Annotated in this window: 16 protein-coding genes and 1 other annotated feature; of the genes, 6 read left to right on the top strand and 10 right to left on the bottom strand. The window is 48.3% G+C overall.

Going from position 1 to position 17,100, the window contains the following annotated elements; genetic code table 11:
* Positions 1–56: 56 nt before the first annotated feature.
* The 3 genes from ACFO4U_RS10860 to ACFO4U_RS10870 all read right to left on the bottom strand — a co-directional run bounded on the left by ACFO4U_RS10860 (position 57) and on the right by ACFO4U_RS10870 (position 4,461).
* Entirely contained in the window at positions 57–1,502 is a 1,446-nt protein-coding gene (locus ACFO4U_RS10860; RefSeq protein WP_074034892.1) for an alanine/glycine:cation symporter family protein, read from the bottom strand.
* 191 nt (positions 1,503–1,693) lie between these two features.
* Complete coding sequence (locus ACFO4U_RS10865) at positions 1,694–4,159, bottom strand: CoA-disulfide reductase (RefSeq protein WP_215244296.1); 2,466 nt, start codon at positions 4,157–4,159, stop codon at positions 1,694–1,696.
* Positions 4,156–4,461 (bottom strand): rhodanese-like domain-containing protein, encoded by a 306-nt coding sequence (locus ACFO4U_RS10870; protein WP_196430363.1) that lies wholly within the window; start codon positions 4,459–4,461, stop codon positions 4,156–4,158. Before ACFO4U_RS10870 ends, ACFO4U_RS10865 begins: the two co-directional genes overlap by 4 nt.
* A 277-nt stretch (positions 4,462–4,738) precedes the next feature.
* On the opposite strand from ACFO4U_RS10870, the gene ACFO4U_RS10875 reads away from it, so the two are divergent.
* The 3 genes from ACFO4U_RS10875 to ACFO4U_RS10885 all read left to right on the top strand — a co-directional run bounded on the left by ACFO4U_RS10875 (position 4,739) and on the right by ACFO4U_RS10885 (position 6,543).
* Positions 4,739–5,005, top strand: a complete 267-nt coding sequence (locus ACFO4U_RS10875; protein WP_015880529.1) for a metal-sensitive transcriptional regulator — start codon at positions 4,739–4,741, stop codon at positions 5,003–5,005.
* A 67-nt stretch (positions 5,006–5,072) separates the two neighbouring features.
* Positions 5,073–5,504 (top strand): type III secretion system chaperone family protein, encoded by a 432-nt coding sequence (locus ACFO4U_RS10880; protein WP_015880528.1) that lies wholly within the window; start codon positions 5,073–5,075, stop codon positions 5,502–5,504.
* Between the two features lie 91 nt (positions 5,505–5,595).
* The gene (locus tag ACFO4U_RS10885) at positions 5,596–6,543 is read left to right on the top strand and encodes a DUF4003 domain-containing protein (RefSeq protein ID WP_215244295.1); all 948 of its coding nucleotides are present in this window, start codon (positions 5,596–5,598) and stop codon (positions 6,541–6,543) included.
* On the opposite strand, the gene ACFO4U_RS10890 is transcribed toward ACFO4U_RS10885, so the two are convergent.
* From ACFO4U_RS10890 to ACFO4U_RS10910, 5 genes are all read right to left on the bottom strand, one after another.
* On the bottom strand, positions 6,540–7,262 hold the full coding sequence (locus ACFO4U_RS10890) for a YwiC-like family protein (protein WP_214691299.1): 723 nt from the start codon (positions 7,260–7,262) through the stop codon (positions 6,540–6,542). The genes ACFO4U_RS10885 and ACFO4U_RS10890 overlap by 4 nt on opposite strands.
* Positions 7,263–7,370: 108 nt before the next feature.
* Complete coding sequence (locus ACFO4U_RS10895) at positions 7,371–7,553, bottom strand: hypothetical protein (protein WP_215244294.1); 183 nt, start codon at positions 7,551–7,553, stop codon at positions 7,371–7,373.
* Between the two features lie 123 nt (positions 7,554–7,676).
* Positions 7,677–8,309, bottom strand: a complete 633-nt coding sequence (locus tag ACFO4U_RS10900; protein ID WP_031424422.1) for a YitT family protein — start codon at positions 8,307–8,309, stop codon at positions 7,677–7,679.
* A gap of 248 nt (positions 8,310–8,557) precedes the next feature.
* Entirely contained in the window at positions 8,558–10,681 is a 2,124-nt protein-coding gene (locus ACFO4U_RS10905; protein WP_215244293.1) for an MMPL family transporter, read from the bottom strand.
* 91 nt (positions 10,682–10,772) lie between these two features.
* Positions 10,773–11,573, bottom strand: a complete 801-nt coding sequence (locus tag ACFO4U_RS10910) for a hypothetical protein (RefSeq protein ID WP_215244292.1) — start codon at positions 11,571–11,573, stop codon at positions 10,773–10,775.
* Between the two features lie 130 nt (positions 11,574–11,703).
* Between ACFO4U_RS10910 and ACFO4U_RS10915 the strand changes: the two genes are divergently transcribed.
* Positions 11,704–11,868 carry a YycC family protein gene (locus ACFO4U_RS10915; RefSeq protein ID WP_074034904.1) on the top strand — a complete coding sequence of 55 codons (165 nt, stop codon included), beginning with the start codon at positions 11,704–11,706 and terminating at the stop codon, positions 11,866–11,868.
* Between the two features lie 14 nt (positions 11,869–11,882).
* Here ACFO4U_RS10915 and pulA read toward each other — a convergent pair whose 3' ends face one another.
* Positions 11,883–13,880, bottom strand: a complete 1,998-nt coding sequence (pulA, locus tag ACFO4U_RS10920) for a type I pullulanase (protein WP_159563363.1) — start codon at positions 13,878–13,880, stop codon at positions 11,883–11,885.
* A 68-nt stretch (positions 13,881–13,948) separates the two neighbouring features.
* On the opposite strand from pulA, the gene ACFO4U_RS10925 reads away from it, so the two are divergent.
* Positions 13,949–14,440 carry a YajQ family cyclic di-GMP-binding protein gene (locus ACFO4U_RS10925; protein ID WP_074034908.1) on the top strand — a complete coding sequence of 164 codons (492 nt, stop codon included), beginning with the start codon at positions 13,949–13,951 and terminating at the stop codon, positions 14,438–14,440.
* Positions 14,437–15,015 (top strand): metallophosphoesterase family protein, encoded by a 579-nt coding sequence (locus ACFO4U_RS10930; protein WP_159563362.1) that lies wholly within the window; start codon positions 14,437–14,439, stop codon positions 15,013–15,015. Before ACFO4U_RS10925 ends, ACFO4U_RS10930 begins: the two co-directional genes overlap by 4 nt.
* Before the next feature lie 44 nt (positions 15,016–15,059).
* Here ACFO4U_RS10930 and argS read toward each other — a convergent pair whose 3' ends face one another.
* Entirely contained in the window at positions 15,060–16,742 is a 1,683-nt protein-coding gene (argS, locus tag ACFO4U_RS10935; protein ID WP_196430356.1) for an arginine--tRNA ligase, read from the bottom strand.
* A gap of 57 nt (positions 16,743–16,799) precedes the next feature.
* Positions 16,800–17,011 (bottom strand) — a binding site (T-box leader).
* Between the last annotated feature and the right edge of the window lie 89 nt (positions 17,012–17,100).

Genomic DNA, 17,100 nt, shown 5'->3' on the forward strand with positions numbered 1-17,100 from the left:
CCCGTCTTATATATGTAAAAAAACCGCCTACTTGAATTCGTAGACGGTTCCTTATATCAAGAACGACTTGTTCCTGTTTGTTGTTCCTCTGTTTCGCTTTCCCAAGCTTCGATGTATTCACGACCAGGAAGATTTTCAACCGAGTCGACATAGAAAACTGGGTCTTCTCCTTCGCGTCGCTGTGCCAAGTAGTCATCGAGAACGGCGCGAGCCACTTTCGCCAAGCGGAAGATGGCATATAAGTTCACGAGTGCCATGAGACCCATGAACACGTCAGCAATCGACCAAACAAGGCCGGCAGAGCGGACCGCACCAAACAAGACCATGCCGACAACACCGATGCGATAGAGCGTGACATAGATTTTCTTATCCGAGATGAACTGGATGTTCGTCTCACCGTAGTAATAGTTTCCAAGAATCGAACTGAACGCAAATAGGAAAATCGCAATCGTCAAGAACGATGTAGCGACCGAACCGATTTCTGCTGTCAACGCGGCTTGCGTCAATTCGACACCCGCAAACGACTCTGAACCGGCTACGCCTGAAATCAAGATAATCATCGCTGTCGATGTACAAACGAGCAATGTATCGACAAATACGCTAAACGATTGAATCAATCCTTGTTTGACAGGGTGCGATACTTCCGCTGTCGCAGCGGCGTTCGGTGCAGAACCCATACCCGCTTCGTTCGAGAAGAGACCTCGACGAATCCCTTGAAGTACCATGGCGCCAATCGCCCCTCCGAAGAGTTGCTCAATTCCGAGGACTCCTTCTGAGAAGATGAGGCTGAAGACGTCTGGTAGAAGGGAAACGTTCGTCACCATAATCCAAATCGCGAGTAAGATGTAGCCACCTGCCATGACCGGTACGATGATACTCGACAAGAGTGCGATCGATTGGATCCCACCGAAGACGACAATGGCCGTCACAATCGCAAGGACAATCCCGACGACTGTTGTGCTGATCCCGAACTGGTTACTCACAGAGAGTGAAATCGTGTTCGACTGTACCGAGTTAAACGCAAATCCGAATGAGAACGTGATCAAAATCGCGAACAAGACACCTAGCCAACGTTGGCCGAGCGCACGCTCCATATAGTAGGCAGGTCCCCCACGCCATGTGCGTCCATCACGAATCTTGTACACTTGTGCCAACGTACTTTCGACGAATGCAGATGCTGCCCCAATCAACGCAATGAGCCACATCCAGAAAACTGCTCCTGGGCCACCTAGCGCAATCGCTGTCGCCACACCGGCAATGTTTCCTGTCCCTACACGAGCTGCCGTTCCGATTGCGAAAGCTTGGAACGAAGACACTTGGCCTTTTTCACGTGCTGTGCCCTCTTTGAACAAGAGGCGGAACATTTCAGGAATCATGCGGAACTGAACGAAGCCCATACGAACTGTAAAATAAAGACCTAAAGCAACAAGTACAACGATGAGCACTTGCGACCACAACAAATCGTTCGCTTGCGAAACGAGTTTCTCTACAAATTTCTCCATACTAATCCTCCATCATTCTAAAAATCTCAACAGAAAAAGTCATGTCAACTTTCTTAACATGACTTGAATTATAGGTAAATTATACGAAAATTGCAATATTAATTCGTTTTTTCAACATCATCTCGGTTCTTTCTAAAAGCAAAAAAACGAGCCGGAGAGCGCATCGCAATCCGACTCGTTCTATATTTCATTTAGATAAAGAGGTTTAAATTTCCGCCTTCTGCTGCGCCGAGATAAGCCGCCACGCCACCAAGGTCGACCCCGTCAATCAACTCTTCTTCTTTGATGCCCATGACATCCATTGACATCGTGCAAGCTACCATTTTCACGCCTGCTTCTTGCGCTGACTTAATCATTTCTTCGACAGAAGGAACGTTCTTATCGCTCATGACTTTCTTCATCATTTTTTGACCAACACCACCGAAGTTCATGTTCGAAAGTGGCAATTCGCCTGCATGTCCTGGCATCATCATGCCGAACATTTTCTCAAGACCTTGCTTTTTCACTTCCGGTGCGTCCGGTTTGCGGATGACATTGAGTCCCCAGAATGTGAAGAACATCGTCACTTCTTTCCCCATCGCGGCAGCACCTTGCGCAATGATGAGGGATGCGAGTGCGCGGTCGAGATCTCCGCTGAAGACGACCATTGATGCACCGTCTCCTGCTGGTGCGCCTGCTTGTGGTGCAGCCGGACCTTGTCCTTTTTGAAGGATGGCTTCAACGCGTCCGTTAACGAATTGTTTCGAGATGAGTTTGTTGCCTGTCTTCTTCGCCCATGCTTCGATATCTGCAAAGAATCCTGGGTCACTTGCGAGAACGCGGAGCGTTTCGCCTTCCCCGAGTTCTGCGACTTTCTTATTTACTTCTAAAATAGGTCCCGGGCATTGTAGACCACATGTGTCTAACATGACCGCTTCCCCGATTGGTGCATTTGTCATTTGTGTTGGCTCCTCTTCTACAACGGTAGCCGCTGTTTCATTTGATATGTTCGCTTCTTCAAGCGCCTCGAAATCACGATTGATTTGCGACCACGTCTTGTAGCCACCGCTCAAGTTTTTCACTTTGAAGCCGTTTTGACGTAAGATGCGTGATGCGAGATAGCCACGAAGACCGACTTGGCACGTCACGTAAATCGTTTCATTCCGGTCGTAGTTGTCCAAGTTTTCTCGTAATGAGTTGAGTGGCACATTGATCGATCCTGGAATCTTTCCGAGTTCATGCTCCGATTCATCGCGAACGTCTAGTAACGTCGCTCCGTTTTCCACGAGCTCATCGATTTCATCCCAATGCACGACTTCATTGTCACCGAGGACGACGTTCGATGCGACATACCCGATCATATTGACCGGATCTTTCGCAGAACTGAACGGTGGTGCATAACTGAGCTCAAGGTCAGGTAGATCGAGGACCGTCAAACCACCCTTCATAGCTGTCGCAATGACGTCGATGCGTTTATCGACTCCATTGATTCCGACACCTTGCGCACCATAGATTTCACCCGTTGTCGGGTGGAACAAGAGTTTAAGCGACACAGGTGTCGATCCTGGATAATAACCAGCATGCGAACCTGGATGCACGTGAACAGCCTCATACGTCTTGCCAGCCGCCTTCAACCGTTTTTCATTCCATCCTGTCGATGCAACCGTCATATCAAATACTTTGGCGATTCCCGTTCCCATCGTTCCATTGTATTTCACGTCGCGGCCGTTAATGATATCGGCAACGAGACGGCCTTGACGGTTCGCTGGCCATGCGAGTGGCACGACAGTTGGTTCTTTGAAGACGTAGTCGAGTACTTCGACCGCATCCCCGATCGCGTAAATATTCGGGTCTGATGTGAGCATCTTTTCATTAACACGAATGGCACCGCGCGTACCTGTTTCAAGGCCTGCTTCACGCGCAATCGTCGATTCCGGTGTAACACCGATCGACATGATGACCATATCTGTATCGATGACACGACCGCTTGTCAAATGAACTTTCTTTCCTTGCTCTGAGAACGAAGAAACGCCATCAGACAATTGAAGCTCGACGCCATGCAAGCGCATGTGTTCATGAATTGGCGCCACCATCTCACGGTCAAGTGGCGTCATGACTTGGTCCGCCATCTCAACGAGCGTCACCTCAACACCACGCTCACGTAAGTTTTCTGCCATCTCAATCCCGATAAAGCCTCCACCAATCACGGTCGCATGCTTCGGCGCCTTGTCATCGACGTAGCCACGGATTTTATCTGTGTCCGGAATGTTGCGAAGCGTGAAAATATCTTCTGCCTCGTCGATTCCAGGGATGTTTGGACGAATCGGTTTCGCTCCCGGAGAAAGAATGAGAACGTCGTATGACTCGTCATACGTTTCGCCTGTTTGAACGTGTTTCACCGTCACTGTTTTTTCGTCACGGTTAATTTTAATGACTTCCGTCAAATTGCGGATATCGAGTTGGAAACGCTTGTTCATCCCTTCAACGGTTTGAACAAGGAGTTTTTGACGGTCTTGGATGACATCCCCGATATAGTATGGAAGACCACAGTTCGCGAATGAGATATACTCCCCACGGTCGAACATGACGATTTGATTCTCTTCATTCAAACGACGGAGTCGTGCAGCTGCAGACGCACCACCTGCTACCCCACCGACGATTACGATTTTTTTACTCATTGTCGATTTCCTCCTCTGACGACTTCTCCTGGCCAACTCATCAAGCCATCTTCTATATTGACCACTTTATAGCCTTTCGCCTCCATTTGCCAAGTCGCTTGCGTGCTACGCGCACCTGAGCGGCAAAGAACGACATATTCTTCAGCTGGATCGAGCGTGTCGATCCACTCTGTCATTTCGGATAACGGATAGTTTTTCGCGCCCTCAATATGTGCTTCTTGAAACTCGTCACGTTCTCGGACGTCGACGATATTTACAGGCACTTCAAAGTCCATTTGACGTTTTAAAGCGGATGCTTTCATCGTTGATCTACCTTTCTGTTTTCAATTCGATTTATACCATTCGGCTTGGTTGCTGGCGTTCGACAAGTTTGTGATTTGTTGAACATTTCGCTTCCACGTCATTAATATACCCCCTTAGGTATTTAATTGCAAGAAATAAGTTTGACGAAATGTCGAATTTTTCAACATCATCCATTTGGATAGTTGATGCTCGACACATACTCCCCCATGTATTAAGATGAGCCTACACAATAAATAGTTGGGTAACTGAACAATTTTTCCTATAGAGGTGAATGATATGGAACCGTATGTATACGATGCAAAAGTATTGAATCGCATGAAACGAGTGGAAGGACAAATTCGTGCCATCATCCGGATGATGGAGGAAGGAAAAGAATGTCGCGATGTCGTGACGCAATTAAGTGCCGCACGTTCCGCACTCGATCGCGCTTCGACTATCATTGTGGCTAAGAACTTGGAACAATGTATCATCACCGCTCAAGCAGATGGCGAAGATACGTCCGAAACGGTGGAAGAAGCCATTAAAATGTTGATGAAACGCTAGTTCCCCTTGCTTTCCCTGTCCAAATGGGAGAAAGTTAGAGTAACGACTTACTAAGGGGGATTTCCTTGTGAACTTCGAAGAAAAAGTAGAATCATTTAGAGCGCTCGCCGCTGAACGCAACATGACGTTCAAAGAGAGCGACACTGAAACGCACGTCACGTTCTTGACGCGTGAAACAACAAAATCCGGGGCTCAGCCCGTTATGATTATCGCTTTTAACAAAAAGACGACAGATGCTGAGTTGTATGCTGCTACCGTCACGCACGTCCCAGATTACGTAGAAGATTTACCGATTCTTAATGCCTTGAACGAGTTCAACCAGGAGTTCAAATACTTCCGTTGTGTACTCGACAGCGATCGCGATGTCACACTCGCCTCGACACTCGACCTCGACCTCGGTTTCTCACCAGAGATCATCTTGCAACACTCATTCATGATGTTCCAAGCGGCCGATGAAGTGAACGAGTACATGCAAAAACTCTACACACAAGTACAATAATCAAAAGCCGTCCGGAAATGTTTCCGAGACGGCTTTTTTTGAAACATCTGATCGCCCCCGCTCGTATGATTGGACAAGGAGGCGATTCGACATGACACGATATGAACGATATGTAGAAGCACTAGAGGCCATCAAGACGGCAACAAAGTGGGAACTGACAGATGATTTCCGACGCTTGATGGCCGTTCATTACGCGATTCACGACACCCCGTTCGAGGCATCTCGATTTTCGAACGCACGCGATGTATTAAAACAAAAAACGAAGATGTTCTCGAAGTTTCGAGACAGTCAAAACCTCGTCTGGCTCTCGTTTCTCGACGCCAAGTATGAGGACATCGGAACCGCAATCGACGAGGCGCTCCGTCTCGATACGTTACTCGACCGGAAACACTTCCGCTTCAGTTCACTACGTCCCTTTTTAGCGAATCAACTGATCAATGTCGAGGAACCCGACCGTCGGCTCGATGAGGCGACCGAACTATATCAAACGTTCAAACGACATCACCCTTGGTTGACAAGCGAGGAAGACTTATTATCGGCGCTCGTGCTCGTGCAAGCGTTTGACGATATCATTGATTTGAACGAACGCATCGAGCAACATTATGCATTATTGAAGGGACGGCTCCCGAAGTCAAACGAACTGCAACTCGTCTCGCACCTTTTGACGTTCAGCGAGTCCTCACCCGAAGAAGCAGTCTCTCGATTGCTCACATGGAAGTCTCAATTAGATGAAGTGCACATCTCGATTCGTCGCGAACACTTACCCGCACTCGCACTACTTAGCATTGTCACGGAACCGAATACGAGCGCGATTCATACTATTCAGGAAATCGTAGGGGCCGAAAAAGACAAGCAGCGCTGGTTCAACACACATAGCGTGCTCATCGCACTTCAACTTGTAGCGGCCGAACGCATAACAAACGAGGCGAGCGACTTATTGCTCCACGGTACGTTTGCCCACTTATTGGCGATGCAACAAGCGGCGACCGCTGCCACGACTGCCGCCGTTATCGCTAGTACCTCATCAACCACAAATTAAATTAAGAGATTCATCGTGAGACACACCAGTACAAATACAGAGTTTGCGATTTCGACAATCCCAATCTTCATGATTGGGATTTTTTTGCCGTAGAACCAAATAGCACGAATCAAACTCGGAGCATATGCTAAAGCGAGCAGCGGATAACCGAGCGCAATGAACACGACGATTAACAGCATATGATACCCCCACGAAAGGTTACGATACGCGATGCTCTTCTTTTCCCGAATCATCGTCTTGACGAAAAAGATACTTCCGAGGAAATAGAGGTATGGCAAAACGAATACCCATGCAATTGTTTCATCCACGACGTGTGCTCCGTGGTAATAACTCGCCATTCCTCCAATACAGAATGAAGTGACGGCACTGACGTCATTCCATACGTTTCGCTCATCTTTGATTTTGGCAAAATAGGCGTTTGCGAGACCGAATGGAATCATTGCAAAAGCGAACCAGATGAGACTCCATTGCATCCATAAGACTGGGATGATGGATAGTGTAGCAATCATCAGATAGATGATCACGGTGCGTAAAAGCTCACGCGATTTCTTTCGTTGCTTGATGTATTGGAATAAGAAGAATGTCCCCATATAGACAAACAACCATGCAATAGCAAAAGGCACATGTGTCCACACCCATCCCCCGACTGTCCCTCCAAGAACGAACGGTAAAATGAGCATCGACCATGCCCCATGCTGTGTTGGAATCATCCATTTCATCAACCATCACTCCTTCCTCCACTAGTGTAATGGATGGTGAGAGCATGCGCTGTGAGATTTACCACAAAAAGCGAAAAAGAAAATAGGCAGCGCCAGCCACCTATTTCATCACATAGCTTGTTTCTTATTTTTCGCATAGTTCGTTATGAACATGATTCCAATGACAGATAGCGTCAGCATTGCCAGACTGTTCACAATCGTTTTGAGCATGTGCAGTCCTTCAAGGTTATTCATTACCATCACTGCCATAAGTAATGCGAGGATACTCAAGTTTACGATGTTACGGTTCATCTTCTCACCACCAGAAATTCAATCTATAGTTCATTGTACCACTCTCGATTTGTTAACAGTAATTTTTTTCCATCGGGATTCAAGCCAACCTAACTCGCTCTCACTCTTCATAAAAAAACGATCTCATGCGAGATCGTTTTTTGGTGTCCAATTTGGTGCGACGGGTGTCGCTTTCGGTTCGTCGACGACGAGCATCTTTGTGACGACCCTTCCGGCAATCGATACTGCGATGAGAGTATACAATGCGTTCGATAATGGTAAATAGATGAGTGAAATCCCAAGGACGATCACATCAAAAATAATCAGAATCGTACCGACCGACACACCTGTCCATTTCGATAAGCCAAGAGCGAATAAGTCATCGCCCCCGGTAGCCCCGCCTGACTTCAAGACAAGACCGAGACCATATCCGGTTACAATCCCACTCGCGATGGCCGCAAACAATGTTGCCGGCCATACTTGAATATCAAACGTGAGCAAGTCGAGACGGTCCCACATCGCATAACTAAGCGACAAGGACGAAGCGGCTAGTACCGCTTGCCCGACAAAACGCCATCCTCTCCACCACAAAGCGACGATAAAAAATGGGATGTCGAGCACGATCATCGAAATCGCCGGGTCGATATCAAATAAATAACGACCGAGTAGCGATAATCCTACGAACCCGCCTTCCGCCAAACCAAACTGTTCATTCAAATAATAATAACCGAACGCCATGATCAGCGTTCCGAGCACTATGGTAGCAACTCGTTTCATTCCGATTGTCCTCCCCGTTCTTGACGGAGAGGAGGATCCTCAGTCGTAGCTGCGGTTCCATCTGTTCCATCTCCGATCTTCCGTTTGTTGATTGATACACGTGTAAGCGATCAGTCAACGCTAGAAGTCCGGAAGTTGGAACAGAGGCCATGTCCTCTCGGTATCCATAAAGACCTTCCTTTCTCAAATTGCGCGTAATCTTGTACGTAGTTTACCACACATTTTGATTCAGTTCATGAATTTTACCTTTAGTGCATGTTACGTTTCGGTAAATCTTTCTTTCCGAACCACCACCAGTTCCAATCCCCGAACAGTTTCATGAGAGACGGAACGAGCAGGATCCGAATGATGGTCGCATCAATGAAGATGGCGAGCGCAATCCCCACACCAAGCTGTTTGATCGGGCTCACACCCGTGAAGGCGAACGCACCCGTCACGACGATCATAATGATGGCGGCTGAAGTGATGATTTTACTCGTCTTCGCAAGCCCCATCTCCGTCGCATAGTCATTGTCGCCTGTCTCGCGGTAATATTCCTCGATTCGCGAAACGAGAAATACCTCATAGTCCATCGACAATCCAAAGACGAGTGAGAAGATGAACACCGGTGTCAAAATACTGATTGTTTCTGCATCGTACACATAACCTGATTCAAAAATGATGACGAGTAAACCGAACGTCGCCCCAAGACCAAGCACGTTCATAAGAATCGCCTTGATTGGAATCAAGATGGATCGGAACGCCCACATGAGGATGAAGAAGGTTGCCAAGATGACGGTGATGACCGCATAGGGAATGCTGTCATAAATCTCATCATAAATCTCTTCATTGAAGGCTGCCGGTCCGCCGACTTCAAACCCTTTGTCTCGCCAATCGCGTACGAATGCTTGCGCTTCTTTGTCGCTCGGAGGTACATCGAAGCTGACATTCACGAGCGCCAAATCTGTATTCCCATCAAGGGTCACAAGTCGCTCAAGTGGGGCGAGTTGTTCTGGCGCCGCTTCGGCGAGTTGAGTAAACGTCTCAGGCGTCAATCCGGATGTCGTTAAGAAAGTCGAGACATTATCGACAATATCGACCTCGTTTAACTCATCTGTGAGACTCGTCAATTCCTCTAAAATCATCGGATCGGTCAAATCGTTCGCTTCAAACAGAAGGACCGCATCGGTCGAGTTATCCCCAAACACATCGTCCCATCGTTCGAGTGCCGCTCGTGATTCATATGAGGTAGGGAGCGCATCAGCGTCCGGAATGTTCAACTCTAGGTCGCGCACGAACCAAAGACTCGGGAGCAGGATCAACAAAGCAATGAGCGTCATCGTCACCGGACGTCTCATCACGAAGCGAGCAAGTTTTTGCCAGCGCTTTTCAGATTTCGTCTCATCTGTCTTGATGATTCGTCCTTTATTCAAGGCGTCACCGACTAAGTAAAGCGACGACGGCAACAAGGTCAGTGCAGATAGCACGGCCCCCGCGACGGCAATGAGGGCACCGAGCGCGACCGCCTGAAAGACATCTACTTGAATAAATAGGAGTCCGGCTAATCCGACAAAGACACATAGACCTGAAAAGAGAATCGAGCGTCCCGCCGTCGCTACCGTCCGGACAATTGCCTCTTCTCTCGATTGCCCGCGCGTTAACTCTTCCCGATACCGATTGACGAGTAACAGTGAAAAATCAATCCCAAGCGCAATCGCAATCATGGCGACGGCATTGAGAACAAAGATAGATAATTCCATGTTTTGTGCAAAAAAGAATAGCGATCCCGCTGCGACAATAAAGGTAATCAACCCGACGAGTAACGGCATGAGCGCGGCGAGCGGTGTGCCGAAAACAAGCAACAACACGAGAAGCGCGACCGGAATCCCAATCAACTCCGCTCGAATCAAGTCATTTTTCGAAGCTTCGTTTAAGTCATCCGCAAAGACCGGTTCTCCCGTCAAGCGGACTTCGGTATCCGTATCAACGATGAGCGCGTCTCGGACGGCATCGATCGAGGATTCCGCCGCATCATAATCTTCGAATTCCAGCACGAAATAGGATACGTCCCCTGAACGCGCGTCCGGATTCTCCGCCGGGGTAATCACGCCATCAATTGATGAAATTTCCCCAAAACGGTCTTGTTGTTCGTCCATGACCGCCTCCAGATTTCCTCCTTCAAATAAGACGATCATTGAAGCATCTGCTCGATCAAATCGTTCATTCAACTGATCTTCTACCTGTTGGAAACGTCCGTCTTGAATGGCAAATCCGTTTCCTCTCAACTCACCCGGGAGCTGTAGCCCGAAATAAACTGAACCCGCGAGTAAAATCGCCCATATGAGTAATACGCCATACCGAAAACGAACCAACTGCCTACCTAACCATTCCATTGATGTCACTCCTCCCTGTCTATCCATCTACTTCCCCTTTCTCGATTCATTCATCATCACTTCACAAAAAATTCCTGAACCTAGGTTCGGTTCAGGACTCTTGTCGTTCAAAGACTTGAAGCCAGCTATGACAAAATCGAGGTGGTGCAGACAAGACGACGAGTCGACCCCCTCGTTCATCTAACAGCATTACCTTCAATAATTGGGTGTCTGCACACACGCTTGAGCAAAATAATTCTTCCTCTCGATGAAACAGTTGGAACGACTCTGTCGATGTGATCGCCGTCGTTTCTCCCACTTGATCGAGAATGACCGTGTCGCGGTTTCCTTCGTATGGAATGCGCCAGGTTTCTTTCGTCTTCACATTTTCAACTAAAAAATGATGAGTTCGTTCATCGAACAATGTCACACACGTTTCAGGTGTGAATCGTTCAAAATCATACGTCTCTTGATACGCTAGCTCGATGATGTTCCCAAAGACAGGGACTTCTTCATAGCGGCTATATCGAAACGTATGATTATGGAGGTTCAAGGCTACGACATCCGATTCGGCTGAATATAAGAAGATGTCATCGCCTTGCCAATAGTGCAAATTGCTAAACCAGTCTCCGTTGAATCGTTGAGGGATTGCATGCGTCTCCATCTGTCCTCGTTGTAAATCAATGACTCCGTAAAGTCCTTTTTCCTGGAACCATGCCACGGCACGTCTTGCATTCGGCTCCACATATAGGGCGCATGGTGTCCATTTCCAGTCGATCTCCCAGCGAATTTGAGACGACTCGTCAAAGAACAAAAATCCAGTTTGCGCCAAGTACAACATCCAACCTTCACCTACACGTTCTAGCCATTCGATCGTTTGATGAAATTGAAAGTCTGCTGTTTGTTTGTACATTTGATCACTTCCTAGTTTCAGCTTAGCAACGACCGAAACGAAATTCGATTTTGAATGTGTTCATTCAACACATTTTCGATTTTCCTGTATACTGACGGTAAAGACATATCGTATAGAAAGGAGACCTTCCATGCGTCCATTACAACTATCACCAGAGACCGCAGTTGAACTCGCAAAAAAATTAAACGTCCCCCTCGAGGAACTGATGCATATGCCAAAACACATCCTCGTTCAAAAAATGATGCAACTCGAGGCATCTCAAACAGAGGAAGACACACCAAAGGAGACGGATTAACGTCTCCTTTTTGGTTACTGCTCTTTGCGTTTCCGCTTTCTCGATACATACCAGAGACCACCGATTACAGCGAGGGCCGCACCACCGGCCACAGCGTACTTGCTGTAATCTGGGCGACGTTCGGTTACGACTAGTGTCGAGAGTGGAGCGACCGTCATATGACGGTCCTCGACTTGACGTGGCGCCGTCAGATTAACGGTATGGTCCTCCACGTTCACCTCGAACTTGCCAGATGGAAGTTTGACCTCAACCGCCTCCTCGAGTGCGTTGTGGTAGACGATATGTCGTTCTACATATCCTTCCACATGACGGCTCAATTCAAAGGCAATCACACCCTCTGCTTCATCAAAGAAACGCAAGTGTTTGCGAATCTGTTCCGTGTTTTCGAGTCGGAAGAGCGGATATTGCTTACGCAGACGCAAGAGACCTTTCACATATTCCACACTTGGCGCTTCTTGCTCCGCCCGGTTCCAGTCCATACGGTTGATGACTTCGCCTGAATTGAAGCTATTCTCATCCCCGTCTTTTGTCCGGAAAAATTCCTGTCCACTGTGAAGGAATGGAATCCCTTGACTTAGGAGCACAATCGACGTCGCCAAACGGTGGCGACGGCGACGTGTCGTCTCGTCATCTTCCGGATTCGTCACGGATAACTTGTCCCAAAGCGTCAAATTGTCATGACATTCTACATAGTTGACGACCTGGTTCGGCTCATCAGCGAAACTTTGGCTCGTGATGCCACCAGCAATCCCTCGTTTCACATCTGCTGTCATATCCGTGTTTCCACTCACCCAGCCCGGTAAGTCTTCGATGAAGACGTCTCCTCGGACACCGTCTCGAATCCCATCATTGAATTGGGCGATGCGTGGCATCTTATGCGCATTATGCTGATTCGCTTTTTTACGAACCGGGAGCGGTGTATCCAAATCCCACCCTTCCCCGATGACAAGAATCGATGGGTCGACGCGGTCGAGCGCTTTCCGAATCTGGTTCATCGTTTTGACGTCATGGAGTCCCATCAAATCGAAGCGGAACCCATCAATCATGAATTCTTTCGCCCAGTACGTGACACACTCGACCATGAGCTTACGCATCATCGCACGCTCGGATGCCGTGTCATTCCCACATGCCGAACCATCCGCGAGTGTTCCGTCTTCGTTTAAGCGATAGTAATAGTCCGGGACGAATTGCCCGAGCGGTGTTGTCAACGCATCATACGTGTGGTTGAAGACAACGTCCATGATGACCCGGATGCCTCGATCGTGGAGCGCTTGAATCAGTGCCTTCAATTCGACAATTCGCGTCGCCGGGTCATCTGCCGACGAGGCGTATGATCCTTCGACCGCAAAGTAATGAACCGGATCGTAACCCCAGTTATAATTGTCTTCCCCTTCACGTGACTCATTCACCGAGCCGTAGTCAAAGAACGGCATTAATTGGAGATGAGTGATTCCAAGCGAGGTAATATAATCGAGTCCGGTCGGGTAACCGCTCGTGGTCGTCGTACCCGTCTCGGTCATCCCTAAGAACTTCCCACGGTGCGTCGCCCCACTCTCTGGGTGACTCGTCAAATCACGGACGTGCGCCTCATAGATGACCGCCTCTTGTGAAGAATTGAATAGCGGACGTTCTTTGATCCAATGGTCCGGGTTCAAAGATGCCGGATCGAGCAGACATCCTCGTTTCCCATTCACTCCGACGACTTTCGCATACGGATCGAGCGACTCTACTTTTTTCCCATCAATCAGCGCTTCAAATACATAAAATTGACCTTCGAATAAGGCACGGTCGAGTTCGATCACCCACGTCCCCTTCTCAGCCGGCTCGAGCTCGAGTCGTTCAAACTTACGGGCACGGGCTGTTCGATACAACTTGACCGACATCTGTTCCGCTACCGGAGACCAAACTCGTAGTCGAATCTGTTCCCCTTTGAACGTCACCCCTAGGTCTTTCCCGTGATAGGCAACGTGATCTAAGTCTGCATGTGTGTGTTGATCCATTGTACGTTCCATCTCTTCACTCCTTCACTGCTTCAAATCTGCTATCATTATAACAAAACCACACAAAGGATGGATGAAACATGGCAAAAGACAATTCTTTCGATATCGTGTCAGAAATGAATCTTGAAGAAGTAAAGAACGCAATCCAAATTGCGGAAAAGGAAATTTTGAACCGTTATGACTTCAAAGGGTCAAAGAGTGAGATGTCCCTCGACAGTGGCGACCTCGTCCTCATCTCGGATGACGACTATAAACTCGAGCAATTAAAAGACGTCTTGATCACGAAATTGATCAAACGCGGTGTCCCGACGAAAAACCTCGACTATCAAAAAGTAGAGAACGCACTCGGCGGCACGGTTCGCCAACGTGTGAAATTGAAAAGCGGCATCGACAAAGATGACGCGAAGAAAATCAACAACGCCATCAAGGAATCAAAACTAAAAGTCAAATCGCAAATCCAGGACGACCAAATTCGCGTGACAGGTAAGTCGCGTGACGATCTTCAAGCCGTCATGCAACTCGTACGTGAACTTGAATTGTCCGTCGATGCCCAATTTACGAACTTCCGATGAAACTCGCCATCATCAGTGACCCGCACGGTTCGTTTGATGATTTAAAGGCCGTCCTGGATGACGTTCGTCGCGAAACCGAGCATATTCTCTGTCTCGGGGACCTCTACGAATGCCATGTTGGCAAAAAACGACGTCACGAGCGCTTTCATCATGTGGAAGACGTCGTGACGTACGACCCAAATTATGAAGCGTTACTCACATTCCCGAGTCTACGAGGCAATCAGGAAGAGCGAATCGACGAGGTGCTCGTAATCGACCATCCTGTGAAAACACGGATTTCGTTATTGCCGGAACAGACGACTCTCGAGGAAGCACGCTTTTTACATGGACATCAAGTGAAGTGGAATAAAGACTGGGAACCGATGGTCGAGAAAGGAAAATACCCACTCGTCTTCATCGGACACAGTCACATCCCCGGGATTTACCGAAAGGGAACCTCTCTGCCGTGGGAACTCGGGACACCGTTCCATTTGAAGAAAAAACGATATGTCATTAACGTCGGCGCCGTCATCTTCGATCGGGAATGGTGTCTATATGACACGGAAGCCCGAACGGTCACGCGGATGAAAGCATGAATACAAAAAAGGACCTCAATTTTTTTGAGGTCCTTTCGTCTGTCTTACATTTCTTCCGGAGCTTCGACACCGAGTAAACGGAGCCCTTCTGTCAATACGAGCGTCACTGCCTTGACGAGAGCGAGACGCGATTGTTTGCTCGCATCTTCTTCTAGGACGCGGACGTGACCGTAGTACTTGTTGAACGCTTGCGCGAGGTCGAGTACATAGCGGCTGATGATTGATGGTTCGCGGCGTTCATGCGCACGCGTGATGACGTGTGGGAACGCATTGAGCATCGTGACGACACCCCATGAGTAGTCATCGTCTGCACCAGTGAATGGTGACCCGTCATAGTTTCCTTTACGAAGGAGTGAGTTCGCACGAGCGTTCGTGTATTGAACGTAAGGTCCTGTCTCCCCTTCGAACTTGAGCATGCTGTCGAGATCGAACTCGATGTTGTTGATGCGTTCGTTTTTCAAATCGTGGAAGACGACCGCGCCGACACCGACCATGCGGGCAACGTCTTGTGCGTTCGCAAGATCCGGGTTCTTCTGCTCGATGTTCGCCTGCGCTTTCTCGATAGCCTCTTTCAAGACTTCCTCAAGAAGAACGATGCGCCCTTTACGTGTCGACATCTTCTTCCCTTCTTGCAAGATCAAGCCGAACGGCACGTGATGCATGCCATCAACAAAGTCATATCCAAGCTTACGAAGGACCGAGAAGAGTTGTTTGAAATGGAGCGCCTGTTCGCCACCGACGACATAGTTTGCTTGAACGAAGTTGTACGTCTCGTAACGATAGATTGCCGCTGCCAAATCACGTGTCGCGTACAACGTCGCGCCATCTTTTTTCTTGATCAAGCAAGGTGGCAAGTTCTCCTCTTCGAGCGAGACGACCATCGCCCCTTCACTTTCCACTAAGAGGTTTTTCGCTTCTAGCATCTCGACGACGCGTCCCATTTTATCGTTATAGAACGCTTCCCCGTTGAAGCTTTCGAATTTCACTCCAAGAAGGTCATATACTTTCTGGAACTCTTTGAGCGACTCGTCACGGAACCACTGCCAAAGCTCTGTCGCTTCCGCATCACCATCTTCAAGCTTTTTGAACCAAGCACGGCCTTCGTCTTCGAGTTCTGGTTGTGTCTTCGCCTCTTCGTGGAAATGGACGTATAATTTCAAGAGTTCTGCGATTGGATTGGCGCGTACCGCTTCCTCATCGCCCCACTTCTTGTAGGCGACCATCAATTTCCCGAACTGAGTGCCCCAGTCCCCAAGGTGGTTGACGCCGACGACGTCATATCCGTTTTTACGTGCGATTTGGTTGATCGCATTCCCAATCACCGTCGAACGCAAGTGACCCATCGAGAACGGCTTCGCAATGTTTGGTGACGAGAAGTCCGTCACAATCGTTTCATTGCGTGCTTCGTGTGTCGCATATTCCGATTTTTCCTCAAGCACGGTGTTGATGATTTCTTTTGATACGACATCACGGCTCAAGAAGACGTTGACGTAAGGTCCCGCCGCCTCCACTTTCGTGAACAATTCATCGTTCAATTCATTTGCGATATCTGTCGCAATCATGACAGGTGCTTTTCGGTAAGCTTTCGCCAATTGGAAACACGGGAACGCGAGGTCACCGTGCGCCTCGTGTTTTGGCTTCTCAATCAATGCTTCAATTTGGTCAATCGTGAGTTCTTCACCGATGACACGGGATAGTGCTTCTGCATATTTGCGTTCATAACTCATCTGTATGTCCTCCTTCTTCAATAACAACTCATAAAAAAAACGCCCTTTGCATAGATGCAAAGAGACGGGAATTCCCGCGGTACCACTCTTCTTGCCTGCATGATGCAGACCGCTTTATGGTGATAACGGTTCCCTCCGGCTATGCCTACTCTCGTTTCGGATAGCATCTCAAAAGTGCGTTTCGCGACGTTTGTCAGCCCAGGCTCTCACCAATCCCCAGGTCGCTTTGTTGACTAAACCATCGTTACTCTCTTTTTCATCGACTTTCGTCTATGCGGTTGAAAAGCAACTTCATTATAGAGGATATTCCCTGTATACTCAATGCTAGAATTCAAGCATGATAAAAGAAAGGCAGGAC

Origin of the sequence: Exiguobacterium profundum, assembly GCF_042652865.1 — a bacterium.
Classification (GTDB): domain Bacteria; phylum Bacillota; class Bacilli; order Exiguobacteriales; family Exiguobacteriaceae; genus Exiguobacterium; species Exiguobacterium profundum.